Below are 26,353 nucleotides of genomic sequence, written 5' to 3'. Positions count from 1 at the left end.
AAATACCTGCAAAATCTCATATAAAAAGAATGTCTTTATCGAGCTTGACAGTAGTCATTCTAACAAGATGTAATTGAACAATTTCACCGTTTTGCCCACGTCCCCATACTATTACACTTCCATCTATAAGAACTTTGACTGCCCCCTTATGAGTTAGGACACATTCTTGACAAGCATCAGAGTCAGTGTCCTGAAATACAAAACTCCACTCTTTTTCGTATTTTATAGGCTCAATGATTGCTGCATCTTTTACCCATCCTAAATCAGCTAAAGCATTTCTAGGAAAAGTAGTAAAACTTTTTTTGAAGTTTCTCTTTTGCTCTTTAACTGAATGAAGGGAAAGCGCAATGTCGGGGTTATTCTCTAATTCAGCAGCCGATGTTTCCTGATAGTGCCAAAAGTGAGTAACCTTTTTGTTTCCGAAAGCATTCATAAATGGCTGTAATACTCTATCGATAAATTTTATGTATAACAACATGAAACCTCGATAGTATTTCTTTTGGTAGTTATAGGATGGCAAATTCAAGCTGAACATACTCTTTAACCGGACATAATATTATAGCATCACGCATTATGGATACTTAAAATCCTCTGCAGGTGACAGAATTTGCAACAAATTTGGGCATACTCTCAATAGAGCAAATCATTGCCCTATAAAATAGGCAACGACTCAATCCGGTTACAGGTTACGTGGTTATGGAACAACTACCAGTGCGAGACAAGACGATCGCTCAACGTTATCGTATTTTAGCACCCTTGGCACAGGGAGGAAGCGGTATCACCTATCTGGGTGAAGATTTAGACACAGGAGAACGAGTTGTCCTGAAAGCCTTGTCACTGCGCCAGATTACTGATTGGAAAGCCATTGAACGGTTTGAACGAGAAGCGCAGGTGTTGGCTCAACTGAATCATCTGGGGATTCCTCGGTATCTGGACTATTTCTATCAAGATACACCAAGCGATCGCACGTTCTATATTATCCAACAATTTGCCCCCGGATGTTCACTAGCGGAATTAGTCCGAAACGGGTGGCGGGGGAATGAAACAGAAATTCGCCAGATTGCCATTCAAATCTTAGACATTCTGGTTTATTTACATCAGCAAACACCGCCTGTCATTCACCGGGATATTAAACCCGATAATATCATCCGAGGCGATAATGGACAGATAATGCTTGTGGATTTTGGCGCGGTGCAAACTACCTATTACAGTACCTTAGCCAGAAGTCATACTGTGGTGGGAACGTTTGGCTATATGGCACCCGAACAATTTCTGGGACAAGCGGTTCCAGCCACCGATTTGTATGGGTTAGGCGCAACGTTATTATATTTACTCACCCATCGTTCTCCTGCTGATTTACCTGTCAATCATCTGACGACGGATTCCCGGTGTTTTCGGATGCAAATATCGGAAGCCTTTGCTGATTGGTTGGAGACAATGCTGGAACCGGATTTAAAGCACCGCTTCTCTGATGCTGAAACCGCCCTGGCTGAGTTACAAAATCAGCGAGTTTCCGTTAAATTCAAACCCGTTTCCTCTAAGTCAGCCTTCTGGAAACCCCTGGTATCCGTAGGACTTTTAGCCAGTATTATTGTAGGAATTAATACGTTTAAATATCCCATCCTCAGCACCCTCAGACTGACACCGCCCCAGGTTTATGAAGCCGCCGAACAGGGAGATAGTACCACGATTCAGCAGTATCTCAAAAACGGGTTAGGTGTGAATGCCAGAAATGGAGACTATACAACCCCTTTGCATTGGGTAGGTTCACCAGAAGTGGTACAGTTACTGATTAATGCGGGTGCTGATGTAAATGCCACAGATCAGTATGGTTGGACTCCTCTCCATTATGCGCGATCGCGTGACATTGCGGCGGTACTTATTGCCAATGGTGCTGATATTCATGCCAAAAGTCAACTGTACCGAGATCGATTACTGAATCCTCCGACACAATCGTTTTCAATTAATTCCTGGAACAGCTTAATAAAAATTTGGCTTACCGGACTTACTCCTTTACACGTTGCCCGTTCTGCTGAAATTGCCCAATTACTTATTGATAAAGGAGCTGATGTGAATGCAAAAGACGCCAAAACAAATCGCACGCCATTACATCTGGCGCATTCCCCTGAAATCGCTGCCGTATTAATTGAAAATGGTGCAAAAATTGAGGCAGATGAGATTAATACAAACTAAGTAGGTGGACACAATTAAAGTTAGCGGTGGAGATTAGGGAACAGGGAACAGGGAACAGGGAACAGGGAACAGTAAAGGTTTGAGAGTTGTTCACATAACTTAATCTAGTTAAGTTTATTTCCACCAACCTACTTATACCCTCGAAGGTCGTGAAGGGTCAATTGTAGGGGCGGGTTTAGGGACAATTGTAGGGGCGGGTTTAGGGACTAAATTCAAATATCCACCAATAACGGAACAACAAAACCCGCCCTCCTCACCAATAACGGAACAACAAAACCCGCCCTCCTCACCAATAACGGAACAACAAAACCCGCCCTCCCCACCTCAAAAACAAAAACAAAACCCGCCCTCCCCACCAATAAATGAACTATTCAACTTTATGAACCGATTAATGAAAATACAACAACTCCATCTTCGTCAAAAAATCATGGCTCAACGATATCGCATTCTCAATGTTTTAGGACAAGGATGTATCGCTACAACCTATAAGGCTAAAGACTTACAAACAGGTCAACTCGTGGCAATAAAATCCCTATCCCTGTATCAAATAAGCGACTGGAAAACCTTAGACTTGTTTAAACGAGAAGCCGAAACTCTAGCTCAACTGAATCATCCCGCAATTCCCAAGTATTTAGCCTATTTTCAGGTAGATACACCGGAAAGCCTTGACTTTCATCTGGTTCAGCAACTGGCTCCGGGAAAGTCGTTAGCCGAATTAGTGGAAATGGGCTGGAAACCCAAGGAAGCTACCGTTAAACGTTTAGCTATTGAATTATTAACTATACTGGTTTACTTACAACAATTTACGCCAGCGATTATCCATCGCGATATCAAACCCCAAAATATTATTCTCAGTAAAAATGGACAAGTATTTCTCGTGGATTTTGGTGCCGTTTCTGATACTTATTATCATACCGTAACGGGTGGGAGTACGATAGTGGGAACATTCGGGTATATGGCTCCCGAACAATATCGAGGTCAAGCCGTATTATCCACCGATTTGTATGGATTAGGTGCAACATTGCTATTTTTATTAACCGGAAAATCTCCCGCTGATTTCCCTCAGCATCAGCTCAAAATTAAGTTCCGTCCCCACGTCCAAATTTCGCCAGAGTTTGCCGATTGGTTAGAGCGAATCCTAGATCCGGCGATCGCCCATCGTTTTGCTAATGCGAAAGATGCCTTATCTGTCTTGCAGGGGGAACAGAAACTGAGGCAAAATATAGGACAACTTTTTTACCAATCGCCCCAAAAGCAGATAGCATTACTCAAGACGCCGCACAAATTAATTCTAGAAATTAAACCGATATGGCGACAGCGCGATCGCTTCGGTTTATTAAGGGGACTGACTCGTATAATCAAACCCATTTTACCGTTACTGTTGTGGGATATAATCGGTTTGCTTCTGGTTCAAGTTATCGCTATGCCATCATTTTCTGGTAATATTTATGAAACGATTCGATTAAATCATCATCCAGATATTATATTTGCAACAACCATCTACAACTGGCTATTAAATGGATGTATTGGGTTCCTCGTTATTGGTCTTTTATTTCTGAGTATCTATGTTATGATAGGACTGTTTAGTATCGGGATTTTCCTAATTCGTGCCACGTCTCGCACTTGGATTGAAATTAGTCCAAACGGCTTCCAGATAAAACGGTGGCTTTTTGGTTTATGTTACTGGAATGTTCGGCGGCAATTGGCGGATAGAAATCCGATCAACCTGGACAAAATAAAGTTACCGTTACTTAGAAAAACGATAACCGTGTGTTCTTTGCAGTCGCATCGGCGTAAGCATTGGTTAGGTATAGCTTTAAGCCGATCAGAGCAAAAGTGGCTGGTGAGAGAAATAACTGATTTTTTGGAGATTTTACCTTAATTAAGCCGAGAACTAAAGTTCTGGCTAAAAGCTAAAACCCGTTAAAACGGGTTTAAAGTCTTAGCTAATAAGCTAGATTATTACTTGAAATTGATAGTTGGAGTAAATTTATTTCCTGATATTCAAGTTGGCGATATTTCGCTTAAGTCAGAGATATTCATCCTCATGTCAATGGCACGCTCAACAAGCATTTTTGGCTCACCGAAACCCTTGATATACCCTAGGGTGGGCACTGCCCACCAGCCTTATTTGGATGTTATTCAGGTTACTTAAAGGATAAGGATTGCTGAGTTCCGTTTTCTTTGACATTAAACTTAATATTAAATATCAGAAAAGGCTTTATGATGGAAGGAGATTTTAGATGAGCAAAACAATGAAAAACAAAACCAAAATTGTCAAAGAAAGCTTTGGTAATCCTGACCAAGAGGGTTACTACAGTGGGGCTTATATCTTCAGTGACGGCACAGCCGAGTTTGTCTGTGGATACCAAGCTCCGATTGGTAAGAGCAACGGTAGCGAAGAATACTATAACGTAATGCCAGCTACCCCTCAACAGGTCTACGCTAAATATGGAAAATCCGAAGACAGTGCTTGATTCGCCATCGATACGTTAAGATGGGACTCTCTTGTCCTGAATTACCCAAAAATTTAACCCAAAACGAGTAAACCAGCATAGATAGTTGCACCCAACGCAAATGCCCAAAATCGACTTTGCCGTTCTTCGGGTAGTTCTTCTTTAATCACATTCAGGATAATTCCCCCACCCAGAAATGCCAACAGCATGGCTAGGGCGGCTTCAGATATTTCCGTGGCTTGTCCAATCGCCCAACCACATAAAATTGCACCCGCTAAAACCCAGCGCCCTACCCGATGATAGGCGTCTTTGTGATGATCCCGCAATCCATAGTCATTGACAAAAAAGTGCAACGCCATGGCGATAAAAAAGAATAAGAGACTCTCTACTCCCGGTTCCTCGCGATGAATCAGTAGATAACCAATTAACAAGTTATAAAGGGAAAACGAGCCAATATGTAACCAAAAGAGTCCTTGAGAGAGAATACCGCTAAGTTTATGCTGATTTTGTCGGTATACTTTAACTAGATGTTCTAAGCCATAGAATACGGTTAATCCTAGAAGCGCAACTAAATAAACATGGCTTTCCAAAAACGCGATCGCCAATCCTTCTGTCTGTTCAATGGTTCGTTGTCCCTGATTGAGTTCTGGCAATAAATGCACAAAAACATACGCCACCGATGCTCCCCCGGCGAATGATAACCACTGACTGCGAGGAATCACATCGAGAAAGCGCATTTTTCCACCAAATAAATGGACAATCGCCAAGAGTATGGCGCAGATTAATGCTAGCAGCGTGGTTGATGATACGTTCAATACTGAAGCGTCTGCGATCGCGAATAATTTTTGTACACCCATTCTCCTATTTTCTTGAAACATCTGGCAATTCCAACACAGTCACCTGCACTAAGGGGGTAACATTGAAATCCTGTGCCAGTAAATGGCTTTGAATTGCTTTGGTTAACTGCGTCTGAATGGTTTCCGTAGAAGCCGTTACGTCCGGGTTACGTTGGACATAAACTATCGTTAGTAGTGTATTTTGTCCCTCGATTTTAGTCGGTGTAAACTGTACATTCGACTGTACCAGTGTCGCCAACTCACTCTCCTGCACCACCTGCTGAATCTCCGTTGAGGTTCGCTGTTCGAGTGTGGTTCGCTGTAACGTGGGTTGCTGCCAAAGTTGCGCGGTTAATAAACATGCCATGATCACCGCCCCAATCCCTAATACCACGGGAAACAACCACCGCTTTCCCCGGTTATAGCGAGCGCCCGTGGCGGAAAGCCCCACCAGACGGAAGACAATCGCGCCAGAAAAATTAATCCCGGCTAACTGAAGCACAAGCAGGAACAGACTATTCACCACCATATCCCACCGGGCGATCGCGGCTGCCATGCCGATTAATCCGGCGGCTGGGGCTAAGGAGGCGGCGACTAATACACCCACGGCGGCTCCGGAAACCAGACTACTGCGTTCAGATTGGATCAGATTCAACGCGCCTGCTGTTCCGGCAATGAGGGGGAGGAGAATCGTAACCGATGATACCTTAAAACTCGCCATCATCAGACTGGTGGGGGCTTGCTGTTGCATAATCACACTCAAAATCCCTGCCACAAGCACCGTCACGCCAATTCCTGCCCCATAGCGGATGACACTACGCTTAAGTAAGTATAAATCGCCTCGTGCCGTTGCGATCGCGGTATTCATAGCCGGTCCAGCAAAGGGTGCAATTAACATTGCAGCGGTGAGTAAATAAATGGTATTGGTAAATAGCCCAATCCAAACCACCACACCTGCACAAGCCGCATACCCCAGAAATCCCTTCCAAGACCCAACACTCTGCAACCCAGCTAAAAATATCTCCAAGGGGCTGCGTAACTGCACCTCTTTCACTTGTTGCGGGGCTTCTGACGGGGGCGGTTTCAGCGGCATCATCCCCCGAGGCACTATGGTTAGATGTAAATCAGGAAGCGTATCTAAGGCTTCCAGCAACGGCTCAACCTGACGATTGGGAACATAAGTAATCACAAAATCTATTGGTTCCTCGGTATCAGACGCCTCAAACCGAGCCAGATTCGTTCCCTGATGAGCTTTCGCCATGTCGAGAACCTTATCCCCTTGTCCTCGCGGCACTTGAATTAACAGTTGGCGCACCTCATCCTCCTACTTATACCTGTCATTTAAGCGTGATACGCCGGATGCATTTTGACTTCCATCATCAGAAAGATGTTACTGCTGTTCCCTGTTCCCTGTTCCCTAACAAAGACATTTTTTCCGAAATAAGGCTGAACAGATTGATATGAAAACTATAGCTTGTCCAGAAAAAGCCGATCGCACCTATGCAACCTGAACACCCCTCCCTAGAGCAGCTCATTTTGGAAAATGCCAGTCTGCGCCAGGAAATCGCCGCCCTGAAGCAGGAAAATGCAGATTTGGAAATTCTGCTGGAGACGACAACGGAACATTCGGATACCGTTACCGCCCAGTTGCATAATCAGGCAATTCAAGCAGTACGTGATAGTGAAAAACGACTCTTGCAATTTCTAGAAGCCATGCCCGTGGGTGTGGCGGTATTGGATCATCAAGGATATCTTTACTATATTAATCGTAAGGGAAAACAGTTAACCCGACATCGCATTCCCCTGGGAGTCAAGGCTGAAAAATTAGCCAAAGTCTATCACATTTATCGCGCCGGAACCAATCAACTTTATCCCTTTAATCAGTTGCCGATTGTGCGAGCGCTTCAGGGAGAAAGTTGCACGGCTGATGACCTAGAAATCCGCCACGGGGATCAGGTGATTCCCTTAGAAGTTTGGGGAACACCAATCTTTGATCAAGACGGGACTATTATTTTCGCGATCGCGGCGTTTCAAGACATCACGGAACGGAAAAAAGCCGAAGCTGAGCGACTTCAGTTTACCACGGATCTGTTTGCCCTCAATCAAGCCCTATCCCGCTTTGTTCCTCGCCAATTTCTCCAGTTGCTGGAGAAAGACAGTATTGTTGATGTGCAATTGGGCGATCAAGTCCAGAAAGAAATGTCGGTGTTATTTTCGGACATTCGCAATTTTACCACACTTTCGGAACAAATGAACCCGGACGATAATTTTAAATTTATTAATTCCTATTTTAGTCGTATGGAATCAGCAATTATTGATAACCAGGGGTTTATTGATAAATACATTGGCGATGCGATGATGGCACTGTTTAGCGGTAGTGCCGATAATGCTCTCAAGGCAGGAATTACCATGTTGCATCGGCTGGCTGAGTATAATAGTCATCGTACCAAAACTGGCTATACGCCGATTAAAATTGGTATTGGGATTAACACTGGCTTGTTGATGCTGGGGACAGTCGGTGGTGCATCGCGCATGGATAGCACAGTGATTAGTGATACCGTGAATTTAGCATCTCGGATGGAAGGATTAACCAAAGCTTATGGTGTATCGTTGTTGATTTCTCACCACACGTTTTGCCAGCTCAATAATGCCAATGATTATAATTTTCGCGTGATTGATAGAGTTAAGGTTAAGGGGAAATCTGAGGCGGTGAGTGTTTATGAAGTCTTTGATGCCGATGAACCGGAAATGCGACAGGCTAAGTTAGTCACTAAAACCACCTTTGAACAAGCCCTGTTATTTTACAACCTGGGTAAGCTTGATCTAGCCGCCAGTCTGTTTGAACAGTGCTTGCAGCAAAACCCAAGCGATAGCGTGGCTCGAATTTATCAGTTACGCTGTTTGAATAGGTAGAAGGCAGAGGGTTTCAAGGCAAATGGATGAAAAATAAGTATCGAGAATTTTTAATCCCTATAAAATTATTTGTTTTAATAGTTTATATACCTGATTGTGCTTCTCTGTATCCCTGTTCCCTGTTCCCTGTTCCCTGTTCCCTTAAATCACATCTATGTTTAACATTCCCGGTTATCATATTTTATGCCAAATTCATGACAGCACTCAATCGATTGTCTATCGAGGAATTCGCCAAGCGGATCAGCAAGCGGTTATCCTTAAACGCCTGAATACTCATTATCCTACACCGGAAGAGATTCGTAAATATAAACAGGAATATCAGCTTACCCGCCGTCTCAATTTGGCAGGCGTCGTCAAAGCCTATCGCTTAGAACAGTATCAAAACAACTTAGTCATTATATTCATTATATTCGAGGATTTCGGTGGTGATTCTTTACAGCTATTGCTTAATCACCATTCACTGACTCTGGCTGAGTTTCTAGACATCGCGATTCAAATAACTGATAGTCTAAATCAAATCCACGCCGCTACTATTATCCATAAAGATATTAACCCCAGTAATATTGTTTACATCGGAAAATACTCAGTCGGCTTTACAGCTTGCGGCTGGGATTGGTAATGTCTTTGATTTAACCACGTTAGCCGCTATTTATGATAAATCACGATTAGAAACTGCTATTGACTTATGGGAGGCAGTTCAAGCAGGACTCATTATACCTCTGGGTGAAGATTACAAATTTATTCAAGCCGCTGTACTCACCACGTCTAGTTATTTCACTGACAATGATCCGAATGACAATTCCTCTTCCCTTACAGGATTAGCGATGGTGAAAGCCCTCGCGATTCATCCGAGGGATGAAACCGAGCGATTCGTAAAGACACCGGGATTTATCCCGCAGTAATTTCCTCAAGTGATATAATAGCTACTAAACAGGGAGGTGATATTCTTGTACGGTTGTCAGCAAGTATTATTAAATCCAGATAAAGAGCTAGCCGCCGTTCTAGAGTTTATTTGCACCGAAGCGAATAACTTGATGAACTGTGGCATTTATTATGCTCGTCAAATCTGGTTTAAGCGTCGGCGGATTATCGGTAAATATGACTTAGAAAAGGAGTATAAAAACAACAAGCACTTCCAAGCCCTCTACTCTCAGGCAGCCCAACAAGCGCTAAGAACAGTTAGCGAATCCTTCAAGTCCTTCGGCGGATTAATGAAGGCGTTTAGAAAAGGAATGGTGGCGGACAATCCTAGATTGCCTAAGTATTTAAAGAAAGGCGGTCTGTCTGCTGTCAGTTATCCTAAACAAGCTTTGAAGATTAAAGATGGTCAAATCAGAATGCCGCTAGGAAAGCTAGTCAAGACATGGTTCAAGATAGCGAGTTTCTTCATTCATAAGCCATCTAACCTCAGCTTCAAAGACATTAAAGAGTTGAGAATCCTCCCCCGCAACGGTTGCTTCTATGCTGAGTTCGTCTACCTCCTGCCCTCTGTAACAGCAGATGTAGATTCCTCAAGAGTTCTAGGAATCGACCCCGGACTTGACAACTGGATGACCTGTGTCTCTAACGTAGAGACCAGCTTTATCGTTGATGGACGCAAGCTAAAGAGTCTTAACCAGTTCTACAACAAGCGGGTTGCAACCATTAAGTTGGGAAAAGCTCAAGGATTTTGGAATGAAGAACTAGCTTCTCTCACAGAAAGGCGCAATAGGCAAATGAGAGATGCAGTTAACAAAGCCGCTCGTGTCGTTATCAACCATTGCCTCCAACATCGAATTGGAACAGTCGTTTTCGGTTGGAATCGGCGTAATAAAGATGGAATTGAGTTAGGGAAAAAGACAAACCAAGAATTCGTTCAGATTCCTACCGCTCGTCTCAAAAACAGGATCGAGCAACTGTGTGAGCAATATGGAATTCAGTTCGTAGAAACTGAAGAAAGTTATACCTCTAAAGCTAGTTTCCTCGATAATGACCCTCTGCCTGTATTCGGCTCAGGCCCGGAAGGGTGGAAACCGAGCGGAAAGCGAGTAAAGCGCGGAATGTACCGCACCAAAAATGGAGAATTCGTCAACGCCGATGCTAATGGTGCTGCCAATATCCTCCGCAAAGTAGAGATACAGCTAGGTCTTGACCTAGCCAAGGTCTGTAGGGCGTTTTTGACTGCGCCATCCAGAGTTTTCCTCTGGAACTCTAAGAAGACACGCACGAAGGGACGCGGCTTTAGCCCGTCCCGTAGTATCCTCTTAGAATCCCCCGCGTCCCTTCACTTCGTTCGAGGGCAAGTTTAACCGGGGGAAAAGTCAATGAGGCGTTATCGTTCTATCATCTCCAGGCTTTTGAGCAAGCCGCACAGGGGTTTGAAGAGGTTTTACGGTTGAGTCCCAGGGATAGAGTGGCTCAACTGTATCTTAAACGTATCCGGGGGAATAGGTGAGGTGATGTGGGGTGTTGGGGTGTCAATAATCAAGACGCGCCATGGCGCGTCTCTACATTTTATTCCCAGGCGTCGAGGTCTATGGCTTTTGAGCCGCCTCGTTCTAGCTGTCCTAAAAGTTTACCCAACTGATACCACACTAACCAGCCAATGAATAGAGTTAGGGGTAGGGAGATGGTGTAAGCCAGGAATGTGGGAAAGCTAAAAATTTCTAACCCAGCCGCCAGAAATACGCAAATTCCGGCGGAAATTCCTAGGAATGGGATGAATAATGGCAATCCTTGCATTTGAGCCAGACTGCGAGAGGAACGGTTTTTTGACCATTCCTGTACCTTTTGTTTCAGTGTGGCTTCAAACGCTGCACCGCAGGTAATCCCAGCCAATAAACCCATCACTAACAATAAATAAGGCGGTTCATGAAGATAATACACAAAGCACTCCCAGCGTATAAGTCCGATACAGCCAGATTGTACACTGTCTCCAGCCTTTAAGCGGTGACGTATTGAGACGTATTGAGTTATGATTTACTGTGGCGATGTGACTGGCGCGAGTAGACCAAAGCCGATCGGTTAACCTCTAATCCCTGATTCATTGGACAACACTGGACAATATAGCCATACTCTACGATAATTGGGTAGTTTCTCCAGTCGGCTTTACTCCATCCGAAGACTTGAAAACCAAATCAAGCAGAAGTTACAAACTGAAGCCGAGGCACAAGACAGCAAAGCCAAAGCCTAATAAGACTCTTAAGATCCGGGTGTATCCAGAACCAGAGTTACATCAAAAATGGAAGTCTTGGCTTTCTGCGTCTCGCTACTGCTACAACAAGGCAATAGCCGCATTGAAAGCAGGAGAGAAGATAACCAGTGCATATTCGTTGAGAGATTATGTGTTGGGACTAGACCTGCCGGACTGGGTAAGGAAAGCGCCAGCTCACCCCAAAGAAAATGCCATCTTTGATGCTTGGGATGCGTGGAAACAAGCCAAGTCGGCAAAGGGAGAATCGTCGTTTAGAAGCTGTCGTCAACCCGTTCAATCCATTAAGTTCCACAGGGTCAACTTCAATGGAGAGACGTGGTATCCCACACTGGTTAAGGGACTTAACTTTAGGGCTTCTGAACCCTTGCAAAAAACCCACTTTGCCACCCAGTTAGTTAGAGACAAGAAACGATGGTTTGCCTGTATTCCTGTACTCGAAGAAGTCGAACCCAAAGAGTTAGACAAAGTAATTGCGTTAGATCCTGGAGTCAGAACATTCTTGACAGGCTACGACGGCGAATCATTTCAAGAGTTTGGCGGGGCAGACATTGGACGCATCCAACGGCTGTGTTCTCACCTCGACAATCTTTTGAGTCGAGCGTCTAAAGCTTGTCGTAAACAAAAGCGACGAATGTATCAGGCAGCCAACCGAATCAGGATTCGGATTCGCAACTTAGTCGATGAGTGCCACAAGCAAGTAGCCAACTATCTCACGAGTCAATACAAGGTTATCTTCCTGCCAACCTTTGAGACTTCGCAGATGATTGTCAAATCTAAGCGAAAGCTACGCAGCAAAACAGCAAGGCAAATGCTCACCTGGTCGCACCATCGGTTTAAGTTAACACTCAAGCAAGCAGCTAACAAGCGTGGAGTTGTAGTGATTGATGTCAATGAATCCTACACCTCAAAGACTTGTACCAAGTGCGGACACCAGCACTCAAAACTAGGTGGCTCAAAAATATTCAAATGCCCCAGTTGTGGTCACGAACATGACCGAGACTGGGGCGGCGCACGGAACATTATGATTCGTGCTTTGAGGGACGGCTCCTTTGCTCTCAACCTATCGGTTGAAGGCATTGCTATCGCGTCAGATGTGTTTGTCCACAGATGTACAGCGTAACACCGTCAGCATCCAGACCCAACCCAGAAAACTCCCGATAAAATAAGCGGGGAAATCTGACCAGGTAAAGGTATTCCCCAAGATAACCCGACCCAGTAACGTGGCTCGGATTGCCTGCAAAAATGGAGGTTGCCATAGTTGCAGAACCTCCAGGAGACAAGTAACTATACAGACGCCTACCGCCGTCCACAGGGGTGACGCTTGGGGAAAGAAAAGTCCAACCAAGAGAATCCAGAAAATCTCATAAGCAAAGCTACCCAGGCGGTCATTCAGCCATTCCGGTGCAGGTGAGTAAAACCGTACTGCATACCCCAAAGGAGCAATCAGGATAATGCTGATGAGCAGGATAAGGCGATATTTCAAAATAGGATAGTGGTCAACCTCTCTACACCCATCGCTTTAACTCAGGATTAGCACTCAACTCTAATTCTGGAAACGCATAAACGACAACGCCTGTATCGGGGTCATTGTCAATATTCACATACCCGGACTTGACCAAATCGTTCAACGTCGCTTCTACTTCCGCAAACCCTCGTCCCGTATCGACAACCCCCTGAGTCACGGACAATTTACCGCCTCTGACTTCAGCCGCTTTTACTAATTGGACAACAAAGGAGTCATGGTTTAAAGTAGCAGGAGCATGATAAGGCTGGACTAATGTGGGTGAACCAGAAACCGTTGCTTCTCCAGTGATGCGATCGCCCTTCCCCTGTTTGAGATAATAGTCTTCTACCATTCTGGGAATCAGCAACAGGTCAACGAATTGACCAACCCCAAATAATCCCCCCGTACAAAACCACAACAAACCTGTGCCAATCTTACCATTGTAGAAACGGTGCAATCCGGCAAATCCAAACAGAAAGCCGAGCCATAATAAATAACTCCCCTCACGTCTATTTATATCCATTGCCAATCCTCCTCTTGGTTGGGTGTAGCCAAAGCGCTCTCTTCCAGTCACAGGCTGCATCGGCTTAAACTCCGGCGTGATTAACTTAAAGCCAGCCACTGTAAGTTGTCCTGTGGTTCTTTACACGCTTTCTTTACATTATCGCCAAACTTTGAGCGAAACGTTTTAAGGATTGAGAAATATAGGGACGGGTTTCACTATATCGGGGTTGCGTGAACAAGTGTTGTGGTGAGGAGAGGGAACAGGGAACAGGGAACAGGGAACAGGTAAGGTAGAGTTTTGAGTTCACTTCCCCATCTCCCCCATCTCCCTCATCTCCCTCATCTCCCCTATCTCCCCCATCTCCCTCATCTCCCTCATCTCCCCCATCTCCCCCACTTCCCTAAATCACTATTCCCACTCAATCGTTCCCGGCGGCTTAGAGGTAATATCGTAAGCCACCCGATTCACACCCTTAACTTCATTGACAATCCGGTTAGAAATGAGTTCGAGTAAATCATAAGGAACTCGCGACCAATCCGCCGTCATCCCGTCTTCACTACTCACCAAACGCAGCACAACCGGATACGCATACGTGCGCTGATCCCCCATTACCCCAACACTGCGAATCGGGAGTAACACAGCAAAGGCTTGCCAAAGTTCTTTATAAAGTCCGTGTCGATTAATTTCCTGGCGGACAATCAAATCCGCATCGCGCAGAATATTCAGCCGTTCTGCGGTGACTTCGCCAATAATCCGAATCGCTAATCCGGGTCCGGGGAAGGGATGACGCCGGACAATTTCTTCGGGTAAACCAATGGAACGTCCCACTTTGCGAACTTCATCTTTGAAGAGTTTCCGTAAGGGTTCCACTAGCTTAAAACGCAAGTCTTTGGGTAAACCCCCGACATTATGATGACTCTTAATTTTCACCGCCACCCGTTCCCCGGTTTTGGGATCAACGTTAGTATCCGCCGACTCAATCACATCGGGGTAAAGCGTACCCTGAGCCAAATAGTCAAAAGGACCCAGGATTTTGGATTGTTCTTCAAAGACACGAATAAACTCATGACCAATCCGGCGACGCTTTTCTTCGGGATCAGTCACCCCTTCCAGTCGAGCCAGGAAGCGATCGCGGGCGTTAACATATTCTACAGGAATATGAAATTCCTCCTGAAACAGCTTCAGCAACCGTTCTGGCTCCAGTTTTCGCATGAAGCCTTGATCGATAAACATACAGGTCAATTGGTTGCCAATCGCCTTGTGCAATAAGAAGGCGAGGGTTGAGGAATCCACACCTCCAGACAGAGCCAGCAGTACCCGTTTGTCCCCCACCTTGGCGCGAATTTCGCGCATGGCTTCCTCAACAAAAGCTTCCGTCGTCCAAGTGGGTTCGCAGTCGCAGATGTGATACACGAAATTGCGAATTAACGCGATACCGCCAACCGAATGCACGACTTCCGGGTGAAACTGCACCCCATAGAGCTGCTTCTGGTGATCTGCGATCGCGGCGCAAGGAGTATTATCGGTATGGGCTAGGACTTCAAAACCGTCTGGCAATTCCTGACAGGAATCTGCATGGCTCATCCACATGGTTGAGTTTTCTTCCACGTTCGTCAACAAGTCCGTGGGATCATCGATATGCAGCGACGCTTTACCATATTCTCCCCGTTGAGAGCGAGTTACTTTCCCACCCAGTTGCTGTACCATCAGCTGCATCCCATAGCAAACCCCCAATATAGGGATACCTAGATGCAAAATTTCGGGATCACACTGAGGTGCGGCGTCATCGTAGACGGAATTCGGACCTCCCGATAGAATAATTCCTTTGGGACTCAGTTGTCGGAGTTTTTCAGCGCTAGTGCGATAGGAGATGACCTCCGAATATACCTGAGTTTCGCGGATACGACGAGCAATGAGTTCTGAATATTGAGAACCAAAGTCCAGAATCACAATCATCTGGCGATGTAATTGGTTTTGTAGAGTGGTTGTGGGTAATATCTCTACTGGCTGAGATGCGTTTCCTGTTGGTCTAGTCACTACTTTATCCCGTGAGCAAAATTTGAGTCAGATAAGGGTGTATCTCGCTGATCGAGTCTGCTACTGATCAACGAGTAATCTATTGGTTTCAACCGATGCCAAGCTTTATAGATATTCTTACCAGCTTAACATAAATGTCGCTGAATTCAGCGTTTGTAGTAAGTGCTGTCTTCGCTGGTGGCACGCTTTGTGCCGACTACGAACCTATTCCTCTTGTTAATTTAAGGCAACATTGAGTTGCCTAAATTAACCTTGGGGAGTCGTGTTCGAGAGCGCTGAATTATAGATTACAGCGTGGGTCTTACCACTCCCCAAACCCCTGCTAAGATAATTGCGAAAGTAATGTGGCTCCCGTTTGGCTAGTCACGATGATTTGGCGGTTACGATCAAATAACAGGGAACCAACTTGTACTTCTTGCTGGCTATGCTTATAGATATAGTCTTGGCTACGTTTATCTATCGTAGACGCGATCGCCCGATAAATCTGATTCACCCAATCACTCCCCTCCTGAGCATCCAATTGCCGTAGATAGGTCAACGCGGCTTCGGCGGTAGGACTGGTAAAGACTGCCTGTAAAATCGGTGTGGGTAATCCCACTTGAGCGCCATGAGCCGTGAGAATTTCTAGGCGTCCATCGGCTAAGTGATGATGAGTGTGAAAAATGCCACCCGCTAACTTAATTAGTTTACCATGATAACCGAATAATAAAAGCCCTGGGATTTCCTGCAATCCCGCCGCCACTAATAGAGGTCCTAGCCAATTGGCTGTTTTGACTAATCGTTCGGGATTTATTCCCATCTGTCGCGCCAAGCTTAACCCATTTTCGCCCACACAGAAGACTAAACCGTCGAAACAGAGGGCTTTAACTTGTAATTGTTCGCGATAAGCTTGTAGTTGTTCGGGAGCGCTTAACGGTTGAGAAATTCCTGTTGTTCCCAACAATGACAATCCTTCTAGCACACCAAACGCCGCATTCGATGTCCGTTGTGCCAGTTTACGTCCTTCGGGTAAAATAATGGTTACCTGAATTGTCTCATTTGGTGCAAGCAAGCGACTGAGATTCCTTTGTAATAAGGTTTCAGCATAAGCATAAATTGCCGCTTTTCCGGCTGCATTTAATTGGCGTCCAATTCCTTCTCCGCCGAGTATTTGTATTTGTTGAGTTGGGTCAGATTGTTCCCATTCCACAACTGCCCAAATTGGAGTATTTCGGGTTAGATCAAGGTTATCACCGGGATCACTACGAGTAATCGCCAGTGCCATTCCTTCGCGAATCCCGGCGACTTGTTCAATGGGAATGTCTGCCGTTTCTTGGGGTTCAATTAAGTCTACAGATACAGTATCTAGGGGTTTAGCTTGACGCAACCACTGCAACGCCGCCATAGCGGAAGCACAAGCAAAGACGGGTAAGGTATATCCAGATTTCATCGAAATTGTAATTGTAAATCATCAATTATAATCGGTTATCGGTAGGGGCGGGTTTAGGAACTTAATCGATAGATAAGGGTTCCCGGGTTGTGCCGCAAACCCGATAATAGAGGGTGAGTGTGGAAGGTTACACTCCCCACCATAAGAGTCCACCCACTAATGCAGCAATAACAACCAGAGCTACCCAGATAAATTGATTATCTTTGGTATTAACTGTACTCAGATCGATCGCCTCCGGTTCAATTTGCTTTTTCAAACTGGGATTGCTTCTAGTCACCCCACTACCCCGGCGATCCCTAGGATCACTTTCAGAAATAGCACCTAAATCGGGAATCTTGGTCATCCATTCTTCGGGTCGCTTGAGTTGGGGGGCTTGGAGGATGTAGAGTAAGCCTGTGGACTGTTTGCGAATCTCCAAGTCAGGATGCTTCGTCAATTGCTGACCGAGGGCGATCGCGTCGGTTTGTTGTCCGGCGGCTTCATAAGCTGTAACTAGCCACATTTGTGCCTCTCCCCCGACGCGAGAATTGCGGTTGATCAGGGCGCAGGCTTTTTCGAGATGCTTCACCGCAGCGCGATAGTCACCCCGCTCAAAGGTAGCTTTTCCGGTTTTGTACTCGATGCGGAACTGTTCTTTGTCATTGGTCATTGGTCATTGGTCAAAAACTTGACATCATCAGGAGACACTTATTCGTGCCATTGGGTGAAGTTATATCTAGCTGTTGGGTTGTATATTGAAATTACACGAAAACCTGAAGGAATTAAAGCGCTAAGGAACTACCGAGTCAGCCTGATATTCCCTTAAAGGTTGGACTGACAACCGTATTCAGCGAGATAGGTACACTGATAAGAGGAAAGGATCGCCGGATAAGGGATCAAATTTTGCGCTTCACTAAATCGCTGACTTGCTATATAACTTATTTTGAGGTGAAACGATGCTGAAATTTTCTCTCCTGCAACGCCGTTGGCTGAACATCATGCTCACGCCTTTAACTGTGGGAGTGGCTTGGATGATAGTGGGGGATAGCGCTGTAGACGCTAGACCAATTCAGTCATCGCGCTGTTCGTCGGTGATTTACGGTAGCCCAATTCCAGCACCGGTGCCAGTTAATCCGGTCACAGGGCGACCTTGTGCCTTCTCCTCTGGGGGTTCATCCTATCGCGATCGCGACGATTATCGATATAAGAAGCCGATTCGGGGAACTATTCGTGATTCTACACTAATTAACCCCACGGTTATCGATTCGACTATTTCCGATTCTGTTCTGGTTGATCCTGTGATTATTGATACACCCCGGTCTACCAGACGCCGAGTTCGGTCAGGTAGAGTCCGCATCCGACGCTCAGATGTTATTGATCGCTCTTCGGGAATCCGGATTCGGATTCGGTAATCCTTGTGTGCTAATACTGGGTTATGCGATAGATAATTTCTCAAACTCAACAGAATCAGAGTGATGGACTCAGACAACAGGTTTCAGTTGAATTGAGCTTCAAGCCAATGCCACTCACTTTCAAAACTCAGCGAACCAGTCGTTTTGTCAATCTCTGGTCTTATCTGGCTCTGGGATCAGCTGGGTTGGTGCTATTAGCGTTGGTAGTGTCTCAGTTTTTCCCTAAAAGGCTGGTATCGGAGGAGGTATTCATTGAGCCAGAGGAATCGGTTGAACTCGAGTCGATTCAACTCGAACCTCAGCTTATTGGCGCGTTGCGGATTGATGTGAGAGCCTTGCTGTCAACTAATACGTGGGTGATCTACGAAATTCAAATTCTTGACCAAAATGGACAAGTGATCGCTTCAGCGATGAAGGAAGCTTGGAGTGAGTCAGGGACGTGGCAAGAGGGCGGTGAGTCAGGGACTTGGTCGGAATCCGATTTGCAGGGAGGACTTGATGTTCAGGCAAAGAAAAAAGAGCCAATAACCGTGGCAATTGTCGTGTTGGAGTATGGCAATACCTCGGGACAACAACTTGAACAACCTGTGGGATTTAAGGTGACGATGGAAAATGGGGTTGTTGATACGCGCTATTTATGGCCAGGTTTAATTGGTTCGGGAATTCTGGGTATTATCGCAATAAGGGTATCTGATCAAAATAGGACTTACGCAAATCGGCGGCGCAGGCGCTACTTGTAGGAGTACAATACTATTATGTCCTTAACTATCTTTAGAGTTGATACATCACTCCTAAAAAACTCTTGATCAAAAATTCTTTGACACAGAAGCAGCAATCGACTGAGACGACGTGTTTCAGTTACCGAGAAGATTGAATTTGAACTCCAAGCCAATGCCAGTCACTACCAAAACTCAGCGAACCGGTCGTTTTGTTGATCCCTGGTCTTATATAGCTTTGGGAGCAGCAGGATTAGTGCTACTGGCATTGATGGGGTCTCAGTTCTTCTATAAAAGGGTGACATCAGAAACAGTATACGTTGAGCCAGAGGAATCGGTTGAACTGGAGTCGATTCAACTTGAACCTCGGCTTATTGGTGCGTTGCGGATTGATGCGGAGGCTTGGCTGTCAACTAATACCTGGGTAATCTACGAAATTCAAATTCTTGACCAAAATGGGGAAGTGATCGCCTCGGCGATGAACGAAGCCTGGAGTGAGTCGGGGACGTGGCAAGAGGACGGTGAGTCAGGGACTTGGTATGAGTCTGATTTGCAGGGAGGACTCGACGTTCAGGCAAAGAAAAATGAGAAAATAACCGTGGCAATTGCCGTGTTGGAGTATGGCAATACTTCTGGACAAGAACTCGAACAATCCGTGGGATTTAAGGTGACGGTGGAAAATGGGGTTGTGGATACGCGCTATTTGTGGTCAGGTTTAATCGGTTCGACAATTCTGGGAATTATAGCGATCATTGCCACACCCTTTTCTGGGAAAGTCGCGATCGCGAAAACAATTATGGATAGTGATCCCAGTGGACGCGCTACGGTGGGAGGGGCGGATCAACTCGTGCGGGTCAAGATCCATCTGAGATCCGACGAAACCTCACCGCGATATCTCAACGCACGTCTAGTGATTAATGATGCTTATGGGGAGCAAGTCTATGCCCGTGCTTTACCTATGGGTTTGAGCTTTAAAGAAGAAGATGGCAAGGTGGAATCGGCAACGGGTCAAGTCCAATGTTTTTTCACCTTAGACCCTCGCAGTTCCTACGGGTTTCAGGTTGATGTGAAGCCAGATGCACCCGTGGATCAGACGACGCTGACAGTGCGCGATCGCAATCACACTCTGGTTCCCGTGGAGGTTGTCCATATTCGCCCCTCTCCTTTATCCGATCATCCCCAAGATAAACACCCCTGATCGAGAACTCGTTCACTGTCTGAGTGAAAACTCAAAACTCTGTTCATCCTAGGAGTTTAACCCATGTTAACTAAAATTTTTGCTGGGGCTGCGATCGCGATCGCCCTCTTGACAATTACAGCCGGATATACTCAGCGTTCTGCCCTTGTCCTACGATCCGAGAAACAGGATAACTATTGGCCCCGACATGGAACAGAATTATCGGGCGGTTATCGCGGCGGAACCTGGATTATTCTACCCAATCGGTCATCTTATGGGGGGTTTCGTGGCGGGGGTCCGAGTGCAGGAAAATAGGGATTGGTCATTCGTCATTCGTCATTTGTCATTCGTCATTTGTAAATTCTCTACCCTATCTCCCTCATCTCCCCCATCTCCCTCATCTCCCTCATCTCCTGATAACTGATAACTGATAACTGACTAAAAATTCATGGCACATCAGGGAGTCTCCACAGACAACTCCAATGTTGAACCCGTCACTCAACCCCAGGTTTCATCATTAAATCGGCTGCAACGTCGGCTACTTTTGGCGGCGGCGGCGGTTTCCTCTAGCTGTGGATTAGCGGTTGAACTGTTACTAGGAACCCTGGCTAGCTATTTAGTGGGGAATCAGGCGCTGTCTTTTGGAGTAGCCGTGGGCGGCTTTTTAGCCGCCATGGGGATTGGCTCTTACTTAAGTCAGTTTATTGCGTCCAAGTCCCCGCCTTGGCTCCAACAACGCCAACTCCTGGTGGCATTTGTTCAGGTTGAACTGCTAATGGCTCCCCTGACGGCATTATTACCCTTAGGACTGTTTGCCCTCTTTGTGGTCAACGGTTTCCTCTGGTTGGGATTATTTCTGGTAACCATATTGCTGGGCATTTTAGCGGGTTTGGAAGTCCCCCTACTGACACGAGTGCTGGAATTGGAGGAGGGAGTGCGGGAAGCGCTGGCTGGGGTTTTGGCGCTGGATTATGTCGGGGCGTTGTTGGGTTCGTTGCTGTTTCCCGTATTGCTTCTGCCGTTAATTGGCTTATTTCCCGCCGCTTTTGTGCTGGGTGCATTACCCGCCTTTATGGTGTTTGCGATTGGACAGCAGTTTCCTCGGCTGCGCCGTTGGGGATATCTGGGTTTAGGTTTAGGCGTTATTCTGACATTATCCGCACCTGCGGCGATTCCCATCAGTAATCGGCTGGAAAATACGTTGTATCAAGCCCCGGTGATTACGCGCATTCAATCCCCCTATCAACGGATTGTCTTGACGCGCCGGGGACAAGATTTGCGATTGTTCTTGGATGGAGATTTGCAACTGTCCACCTTGGATGAATACCGTTACCATGAAGCCTTGGTACATCCGGCAATGAGTGCGAGTCAAAACAGGCGTCGTGTGCTAGTCATGGGCGCAGGGGATGGGATGGCGCTGCGGGAAGTGCTGAAGTGGCAAGAGGTGGAACAAGTGGTGCTGATTGAGTTAGACGCTCAAGTGGTCAAATTAGCTCAGTCTCATCCCCAGTTGGTGCGGTTAAATGAAGGGGCGTTAACAGATTCGCGTGTTCAGGTGATTAACGCCGATGCCTTTGTGACAGCACCCACCTTAAATGAAACCTTTGATGTAATTATCGCCGATTTTCCTGACCCTGACCGAGAAGTGCTTGCCAAGCTGTATTCTGAAGGGTTTTACCAGCGTTTGTTACCGCGATTGGCAGAGAATGGCGTTTTTGTCACCCAAGCATCGAGTCCTTTTTTTGCCCCAGATGTTCTAAGCTGTATTGTGGCAACCCTATCGGATGTGGGATTATCGACTCATCCTTATGTGGTAGACGTTCCCAGTTTTGGACCCTGGGGTTTTGTTTTGGCGTCGCGGCAATCGATTCAAGCGGATAGGTTGACATTATCGGTGTCAACGCGCTATCTGACTGAGCCGATTTTGCATCATTTATTTGAGTTGCCTGGGGATGTCCAATTAGGCAATGTGGAGGTAAATCGCCTCTCTCATCCTGTGATTGTGCGTTATCAGTCTGACCCCCGTTGGACAGCCTATTAGTAATACGTTAATTGCCGGGACGGGTTCAGCCACAATTGTAGGGGCGGGTTGAGGAACTACAGTCAGCTATTGATGAAATAACTGTTCAACAAAACCCGCCCTAGCTAACCGATAACTGTTCAACAAAACCTGCCCTTTGTCGTGTAGGGGCGGGTTGAGGAACTACAGTCAGCTATTGATGAAATAACGGTTCAACAAAACCTGCCCTTCTCCATAAGTAGTCAGTCATAAATCAGATGATGGTATTTGTTTGGATTGGAATTATTGTAATTATTGCTACGGCTGTTGTTTTGCTCGTTCTTCAGCAACGGGGACAGTTATCAGGACTCGGTGAACGTGGGCGTTTACCCCTAGAAGAACGTACCGTTTTTACTCTGGAAATTGGTGATATTGTCCAATACATGGGAACCGATTGGGTGGTGGAGGGAAAACTGACTTACAATGTTGGCGACTATGCTTGGTATGAGTATTTACTACAAGATGGAGAGCGTCTTTGTTGGCTTTCTGTGGATGAAGATGACCGAGTAGAAGTGGCATTGTTAGAGCCAACGCAGCAGTTAGAGATGAGTGGAGAACCGCCCAAGCAGCTAACCTTTGGCGGTGAAACCTATCGCTGTGTGGAATCGGGTGTGGCTGACATGACGCGCACAGGAACAACGTTGCACCGCACAGCAGAACGTTGTCGCTATTTTGATTATGAAGGAGCCAATAATAAGGTTCTCTCGATTGAGGAATGGGATGGTGATATTGAAGTCACTGTGGGAGAGCGTATTAATCCGAGAATGCTGACACTTCTACCGGGAACGGGTGAACGGTTGTATGGAAGTTAGGTCATTTGCCTTGGAACCTTACAGTGTAATATCGTGTCCGGTGGAATACTTACACTATCGGTGGAGACAAGGCTCCAGGGCAGAAGGCAGAGGGCAGAAGGGAAGGAGCTTTTGTTGCAAGGAAGAAGGATATTACGGTTATTTTGGCGGACATGATATAAGTATTCAACTGGAGATGATAAGTAGTCGGACTGGCATAAAACGGTACTGTATCAAGTGCAAGTAAATCACCCTCAAACCCTTACTGTTCCCTGTTCCCCGTTCCCTGTTCCCTACATCTCAACCGTTACAGCAGTTTGCTCGGCTATGCGGTACATTGTCGATCCCCCTCGCATCCCCCTTAAAAAGGGGGACTTTGAGCGACTGTACTTTATTACAGCGCAAAGCGCTATAACTTTAATTGTGTCCACCCACTTATCATTGCAGCTTCAGATTGTCCGAAATTTCCTGAAGTAGCTGGTTGATACGGGCGATCGCGTCATCTGATGGCTGTGATTCTCCACCGAGTTCAATGTGTACGTTCAGCTTTAAGTCTATGCCTGCTGCTGCACTTTTGATCTCAGCAATCTTTTCTCCAAGTTCTTGAATTTCGTGGGTTTGTAACTCGGCTGAGGCGATGAGACGATTGGTTTTGGTTTGGGTGGCGGATAGGTTGGCTTGGTAGTCAGAGGATTTATTCTCGGAAACAACAAACCTTTGGGTTGATGAGGGTTTAACGGGAACTGAATCAATGGGTTTGGGTGGATTAGACTGGGGTAATTGGAACTTAACAGATGAGGCGCTGGCAAAGTTGCAGGGCCAGTTTTGAGAATCGGGTGTCAATTCAAAACGGCGTGTTCGAGCAGCGCCTTCAATGGCATCTCGTACCGTTTGCCAGGGTAACGGTTGTCCAATTTTCTCAACTAATGCGTCATAAATCCTGCGGGCTGTTGTGGTGGTGTTGCTCCATGCTTCGGGTAAAGTATCGGGTAGCACGTCATTGATTGAAAGCGGTTCTGGAGATGGCTGTAATTGAGCTTCATTAGTCAATACTCCAGCCGGAATATCTTCAGCTAAAAAGCAAGCTTCTCCACTAATTAGGCATAACTGACCGCTTTTAACCGCCTCGGAAACGGCAGTATCAATCACAGCAGGTTCGGCGCGGGGAATGGGTAAGGGTTCGGAGTATCCTTCATATTGAATCTGCACTACATGGTTACCAGAGAAATAGTCATAAACCTGGCTGAGTGCGATCGCGTGATTTGTCCATAACTCCGGCAGTTGTTCGGGTTGCAGTAGTGAGGGGGATAGATCGCTGAGAGTGGCAAATTCTGGCAGCACTGCCTCTAAACTAGCTTCTTTCTGGGCAACTTGGCTGGGTTGTTCCCGCCAGAATGTTTTGAACGAGTGATCTGAACGCCTATAGCGCAGCACAAATGTTCCATTTTGGCAACCATGAATTAAGGTGTCCAGAACCGATTGAGTGTTGAGCATTTTGGGTAGGCTGGGACGCTGGGCAAATGCGCCGACCAAATCTTTGACATAACGAGATTCTTCGCCTTCTTGCCACAAGTCATAGGCACCACCGGGAATAATCGCATCAGCCGTGATCGCGGTTTCTTGAATTCGCGCCCTTTTATCGGCTTTAATTAGATTAAATAGGGGTTCATCGGTAACGTTAATTTTGAAGGCATGAATGTCGTTATTTTCGGCAACGGTAACGACAATGCAGTAGGCTTGTTCGATCGCAGTGGAGATTTTATGTTTCGAGTCTTTTAGGTTATCTTCCAGTCGTTTCTGGCGCGAGGCATCAATGTCCTGATTTTTGAGGAGTTGTTGAACTTCTTCCCAACCGAGGTAATCGCGAATCCGGGAACGGGCAGCATCTAAACCACTGCGATCAGGAACCACTAATACGACAGCGTTGCGGTTTTTGGCGCGAGGGTTTTCTGAACTCGTGTTTTCATTGATAAATCGGGCAGCATAAGCGCTAGGATTGCCAGATGTGGAGGCGGCTTGGGGGTCAAGAATGGCATAGTGGAATTGACCGTCATCTTCGATATCTTTGGGATATTTAGGCAGCAGATGAACTTTAGCACCAGCCGCCTGCGCCCCTGCGGTGAGGTGGTTTTTCAGCTTTTTACTCTTAATTTCTGTCTGTAATTTTTCTTCTATTAGGTCATCAGACACCCGATTTTTACACGCCTCATCGTGCATTTGTTTGAGGTTTGGTTTGGAACCTAAGCGCCAAAACTTGGGTAATTCTGGTTTTCCTGATGGAGAGTGGCTATCTTGCAGCATCTCTTCATCAAGAAACCATGACACGTTAACCCAATTTAGCAGGGCTTTTTCCAGTTCAATTTTATCGGGGTTGGTGTGTCCTAATAGTAGGAGTAATTCCCGCGTTAGGGCTTTTTGACCGATGGGTTGAGAATGGAGGAAAGTGGCAAATACAGCTTGTTCGATTTCCCGATGTTTAACGCCAACGGTTTCCGATTGAATTTGCCGCGCTTTGGCTAATTCTCCTTCGATGATATTATTCCAGTCTTGGCGTTTGCCTTCGTATTCTTCGGTTGTAGCAATATTGGTTAATTCTCGTGCGGCTTCAGAAAGGGAGGCTTGAGAGGAGTCACCGATAAAGACATTTGCCCCAATCAGGGGGGCGTTATCCCAGGTTTCCGCATCCCGGAGGGCGAGGGTGAAGGTTCGCAAGACACCCCGAGTGCGCTGGAAACTGTCCAATTGCGTCCATTTGGTATAAAAGATTTCGGTTAAATCGGGGTTAACTAACAGTCCGTAAATATCTAGACAATTAGTGACATAACTGGACATTTTCTATGATATAATCAGGAAATGTCTAGTTTAACCCCCCAAGAAGCAGCTACTCTACTAGGTGTGACGGTCAAAACTTTGCACCGATGGGAACTCAACGGCAAAATACGATCTTCTCGGACGGCTGGTGGTCATCGTCGATACGATATTGCTGACTTAATTGGTAATAAATCGGGTAACGAATTAACCGTTGGTTATGCCAGAGTATCTAGTCATGACCAAAAAGACGATCTAAATAGACAGGTTTTAGTCTTGGAAAGCTACTGTGCCAAACAGGGATGGGAATTTGAGATTATTCAAGATCTCGGTAGTGGCATGAAC

General features: G+C 46.0%; 25 protein-coding genes. 15 read left to right on the top strand and 10 right to left on the bottom strand.

Annotated features, from left to right (window positions below; translation table 11 throughout):
• Positions 1 to 16: 16 nt before the first annotated feature.
• The gene (locus tag RIE73_RS11455; protein ID WP_446401285.1) at positions 17 to 433 is read right to left on the bottom strand and encodes a hypothetical protein; all 417 of its coding nucleotides are present in this window, start codon (positions 431 to 433) and stop codon (positions 17 to 19) included.
• A 263-nt stretch (positions 434 to 696) separates the two neighbouring features.
• Between RIE73_RS11455 and RIE73_RS11450 the strand changes: the two genes are divergently transcribed.
• The 3 genes from RIE73_RS11450 (at position 697) to RIE73_RS11440 (ending at position 4,670) form a co-directional block, all read left to right on the top strand.
• On the top strand, positions 697 to 2,193 hold the full coding sequence (locus RIE73_RS11450) for a protein kinase domain-containing protein (protein WP_446401284.1): 1,497 nt from the start codon (positions 697 to 699) through the stop codon (positions 2,191 to 2,193).
• Between the two features lie 391 nt (positions 2,194 to 2,584).
• Positions 2,585 to 4,075, top strand: a complete 1,491-nt coding sequence (locus RIE73_RS11445) for a serine/threonine protein kinase (protein WP_446401283.1) — start codon at positions 2,585 to 2,587, stop codon at positions 4,073 to 4,075.
• Between the two features lie 373 nt (positions 4,076 to 4,448).
• Positions 4,449 to 4,670: a hypothetical protein gene (locus RIE73_RS11440; RefSeq protein WP_446401282.1), complete on the top strand. Its 222-nt coding sequence runs from the start codon at positions 4,449 to 4,451 to the stop codon at positions 4,668 to 4,670.
• Positions 4,671 to 4,723: 53 nt separating this feature from the next.
• Here RIE73_RS11440 and RIE73_RS11435 read toward each other — a convergent pair whose 3' ends face one another.
• Complete coding sequence (locus RIE73_RS11435; protein ID WP_446401281.1) at positions 4,724 to 5,506, bottom strand: hypothetical protein; 783 nt, start codon at positions 5,504 to 5,506, stop codon at positions 4,724 to 4,726.
• A 4-nt stretch (positions 5,507 to 5,510) separates the two neighbouring features.
• On the bottom strand, positions 5,511 to 6,800 hold the full coding sequence (locus tag RIE73_RS11430; RefSeq protein WP_446401280.1) for a DUF389 domain-containing protein: 1,290 nt from the start codon (positions 6,798 to 6,800) through the stop codon (positions 5,511 to 5,513).
• Positions 6,801 to 6,985: 185 nt separating this feature from the next.
• On the opposite strand from RIE73_RS11430, the gene RIE73_RS11425 reads away from it, so the two are divergent.
• The 4 genes from RIE73_RS11425 (at position 6,986) to RIE73_RS11410 (ending at position 10,686) form a co-directional block, all read left to right on the top strand.
• Positions 6,986 to 8,398 carry an adenylate/guanylate cyclase domain-containing protein gene (locus tag RIE73_RS11425; protein WP_446401279.1) on the top strand — a complete coding sequence of 471 codons (1,413 nt, stop codon included), beginning with the start codon at positions 6,986 to 6,988 and terminating at the stop codon, positions 8,396 to 8,398.
• A 154-nt stretch (positions 8,399 to 8,552) separates the two neighbouring features.
• A complete protein-coding gene (locus RIE73_RS11420; RefSeq protein WP_446401278.1) occupies positions 8,553 to 9,017 on the top strand; it encodes a protein kinase domain-containing protein in 465 nt (154 codons plus the stop codon).
• Entirely contained in the window at positions 8,962 to 9,300 is a 339-nt protein-coding gene (locus tag RIE73_RS11415) for a hypothetical protein (protein WP_446401277.1), read from the top strand. The genes RIE73_RS11420 and RIE73_RS11415 overlap by 56 nt, the downstream gene beginning before the upstream one ends.
• A 45-nt stretch (positions 9,301 to 9,345) precedes the next feature.
• On the top strand, positions 9,346 to 10,686 hold the full coding sequence (locus tag RIE73_RS11410) for an RNA-guided endonuclease InsQ/TnpB family protein (RefSeq protein WP_446401276.1): 1,341 nt from the start codon (positions 9,346 to 9,348) through the stop codon (positions 10,684 to 10,686).
• Positions 10,687 to 10,891: 205 nt separating this feature from the next.
• On the opposite strand, the gene RIE73_RS11405 is transcribed toward RIE73_RS11410, so the two are convergent.
• Positions 10,892 to 11,263 (bottom strand): hypothetical protein, encoded by a 372-nt coding sequence (locus RIE73_RS11405; RefSeq protein WP_071777275.1) that lies wholly within the window; start codon positions 11,261 to 11,263, stop codon positions 10,892 to 10,894.
• 269 nt (positions 11,264 to 11,532) lie between these two features.
• Here RIE73_RS11405 and RIE73_RS11400 point away from each other — a divergent pair, with 269 nt between their 5' ends.
• A complete protein-coding gene (locus RIE73_RS11400) occupies positions 11,533 to 12,711 on the top strand; it encodes an RNA-guided endonuclease InsQ/TnpB family protein (RefSeq protein WP_446401354.1) in 1,179 nt (392 codons plus the stop codon).
• Here RIE73_RS11400 and RIE73_RS11395 read toward each other — a convergent pair.
• The 5 genes from RIE73_RS11395 to RIE73_RS11375 all read right to left on the bottom strand — a co-directional run bounded on the left by RIE73_RS11395 (position 12,679) and on the right by RIE73_RS11375 (position 17,715).
• Positions 12,679 to 13,074, bottom strand: coding sequence for a ribosomal maturation YjgA family protein (locus tag RIE73_RS11395; RefSeq protein WP_446401275.1), 396 nt, complete (start codon positions 13,072 to 13,074; stop codon positions 12,679 to 12,681). The two genes, RIE73_RS11400 and RIE73_RS11395, sit on opposite strands and share 33 nt — an antisense overlap.
• Positions 13,075 to 13,096: 22 nt before the next feature.
• Positions 13,097 to 13,618, bottom strand: coding sequence for a TM2 domain-containing protein (locus RIE73_RS11390; RefSeq protein WP_446401353.1), 522 nt, complete (start codon positions 13,616 to 13,618; stop codon positions 13,097 to 13,099).
• 390 nt (positions 13,619 to 14,008) lie between these two features.
• On the bottom strand, positions 14,009 to 15,556 hold the full coding sequence (gene guaA, locus RIE73_RS11385; protein WP_446401352.1) for a glutamine-hydrolyzing GMP synthase: 1,548 nt from the start codon (positions 15,554 to 15,556) through the stop codon (positions 14,009 to 14,011).
• A 403-nt stretch (positions 15,557 to 15,959) separates the two neighbouring features.
• Positions 15,960 to 17,066: a cobalt-precorrin-5B (C(1))-methyltransferase CbiD gene (gene cbiD / locus RIE73_RS11380; RefSeq protein ID WP_446401274.1), complete on the bottom strand. Its 1,107-nt coding sequence runs from the start codon at positions 17,064 to 17,066 to the stop codon at positions 15,960 to 15,962.
• A gap of 127 nt (positions 17,067 to 17,193) precedes the next feature.
• Positions 17,194 to 17,715: a hypothetical protein gene (locus tag RIE73_RS11375; RefSeq protein ID WP_446401273.1), complete on the bottom strand. Its 522-nt coding sequence runs from the start codon at positions 17,713 to 17,715 to the stop codon at positions 17,194 to 17,196.
• Positions 17,716 to 18,001: 286 nt separating this feature from the next.
• Between RIE73_RS11375 and RIE73_RS11370 the strand changes: the two genes are divergently transcribed.
• From RIE73_RS11370 to RIE73_RS11345, 6 genes are all read left to right on the top strand, one after another.
• A complete protein-coding gene (locus RIE73_RS11370) occupies positions 18,002 to 18,457 on the top strand; it encodes a hypothetical protein (RefSeq protein WP_446401272.1) in 456 nt (151 codons plus the stop codon).
• 107 nt (positions 18,458 to 18,564) lie between these two features.
• Complete coding sequence (locus tag RIE73_RS11365) at positions 18,565 to 19,197, top strand: hypothetical protein (RefSeq protein WP_446401271.1); 633 nt, start codon at positions 18,565 to 18,567, stop codon at positions 19,195 to 19,197.
• A gap of 151 nt (positions 19,198 to 19,348) precedes the next feature.
• Complete coding sequence (locus RIE73_RS11360; protein ID WP_446401270.1) at positions 19,349 to 20,371, top strand: hypothetical protein; 1,023 nt, start codon at positions 19,349 to 19,351, stop codon at positions 20,369 to 20,371.
• Between the two features lie 63 nt (positions 20,372 to 20,434).
• Positions 20,435 to 20,665, top strand: a complete 231-nt coding sequence (locus RIE73_RS11355) for a hypothetical protein (RefSeq protein ID WP_446401269.1) — start codon at positions 20,435 to 20,437, stop codon at positions 20,663 to 20,665.
• Positions 20,666 to 20,798: 133 nt separating this feature from the next.
• The gene (locus tag RIE73_RS11350) at positions 20,799 to 22,391 is read left to right on the top strand and encodes a polyamine aminopropyltransferase (protein WP_446401268.1); all 1,593 of its coding nucleotides are present in this window, start codon (positions 20,799 to 20,801) and stop codon (positions 22,389 to 22,391) included.
• 239 nt (positions 22,392 to 22,630) lie between these two features.
• Entirely contained in the window at positions 22,631 to 23,221 is a 591-nt protein-coding gene (locus RIE73_RS11345; protein WP_446401351.1) for a DUF4178 domain-containing protein, read from the top strand.
• Between the two features lie 417 nt (positions 23,222 to 23,638).
• On the opposite strand, the gene RIE73_RS11340 is transcribed toward RIE73_RS11345, so the two are convergent.
• Positions 23,639 to 26,032, bottom strand: a complete 2,394-nt coding sequence (locus tag RIE73_RS11340; RefSeq protein ID WP_446401267.1) for a hypothetical protein — start codon at positions 26,030 to 26,032, stop codon at positions 23,639 to 23,641.
• Between the two features lie 21 nt (positions 26,033 to 26,053).
• On the opposite strand from RIE73_RS11340, the gene RIE73_RS11335 reads away from it, so the two are divergent.
• Positions 26,054 to 26,353 (top strand): IS607 family transposase (locus RIE73_RS11335; protein WP_446401266.1); only part of this gene is annotated, 300 nt, incomplete at its 3' end.

Source organism: Coleofasciculus sp. C1-SOL-03 (genome assembly GCF_040220555.1).
Lineage (GTDB): Bacteria > Cyanobacteriota > Cyanobacteriia > Cyanobacteriales > Coleofasciculaceae > Coleofasciculus.
This window is presented reverse-complemented; position numbering and strand designations above follow the sequence as displayed.

Coding starts and splice junctions, on each gene's coding strand:
- RIE73_RS11390 (WP_446401353.1), bottom strand. CDS start 13,618: ATGGATATAAATAGACGTGAGGGGAGTTATTTATTATGGCTCGGCTTT.
- RIE73_RS11425 (WP_446401279.1), top strand. CDS start 6,986: ATGCAACCTGAACACCCCTCCCTAGAGCAGCTCATTTTGGAAAATGCC.
- RIE73_RS11375 (WP_446401273.1), bottom strand. CDS start 17,715: ATGACCAATGACAAAGAACAGTTCCGCATCGAGTACAAAACCGGAAAA.
- RIE73_RS11355 (WP_446401269.1), top strand. CDS start 20,435: ATGTTAACTAAAATTTTTGCTGGGGCTGCGATCGCGATCGCCCTCTTG.
- RIE73_RS11370 (WP_446401272.1), top strand. CDS start 18,002: ATGCTGAAATTTTCTCTCCTGCAACGCCGTTGGCTGAACATCATGCTC.
- RIE73_RS11450 (WP_446401284.1), top strand. CDS start 697: ATGGAACAACTACCAGTGCGAGACAAGACGATCGCTCAACGTTATCGT.
- RIE73_RS11345 (WP_446401351.1), top strand. CDS start 22,631: ATGGTATTTGTTTGGATTGGAATTATTGTAATTATTGCTACGGCTGTT.
- RIE73_RS11340 (WP_446401267.1), bottom strand. CDS start 26,032: ATGTCCAGTTATGTCACTAATTGTCTAGATATTTACGGACTGTTAGTT.
- RIE73_RS11350 (WP_446401268.1), top strand. CDS start 20,799: ATGGCACATCAGGGAGTCTCCACAGACAACTCCAATGTTGAACCCGTC.
- RIE73_RS11420 (WP_446401278.1), top strand. CDS start 8,553: ATGTTTAACATTCCCGGTTATCATATTTTATGCCAAATTCATGACAGC.
- RIE73_RS11365 (WP_446401271.1), top strand. CDS start 18,565: ATGCCACTCACTTTCAAAACTCAGCGAACCAGTCGTTTTGTCAATCTC.
- cbiD (WP_446401274.1), bottom strand. CDS start 17,066: ATGAAATCTGGATATACCTTACCCGTCTTTGCTTGTGCTTCCGCTATG.
- RIE73_RS11440 (WP_446401282.1), top strand. CDS start 4,449: ATGAAAAACAAAACCAAAATTGTCAAAGAAAGCTTTGGTAATCCTGAC.
- RIE73_RS11360 (WP_446401270.1), top strand. CDS start 19,349: ATGCCAGTCACTACCAAAACTCAGCGAACCGGTCGTTTTGTTGATCCC.
- RIE73_RS11435 (WP_446401281.1), bottom strand. CDS start 5,506: ATGGGTGTACAAAAATTATTCGCGATCGCAGACGCTTCAGTATTGAAC.
- RIE73_RS11455 (WP_446401285.1), bottom strand. CDS start 433: ATGAATGCTTTCGGAAACAAAAAGGTTACTCACTTTTGGCACTATCAG.
- guaA (WP_446401352.1), bottom strand. CDS start 15,556: ATGATTGTGATTCTGGACTTTGGTTCTCAATATTCAGAACTCATTGCT.
- RIE73_RS11445 (WP_446401283.1), top strand. CDS start 2,585: ATGAAAATACAACAACTCCATCTTCGTCAAAAAATCATGGCTCAACGA.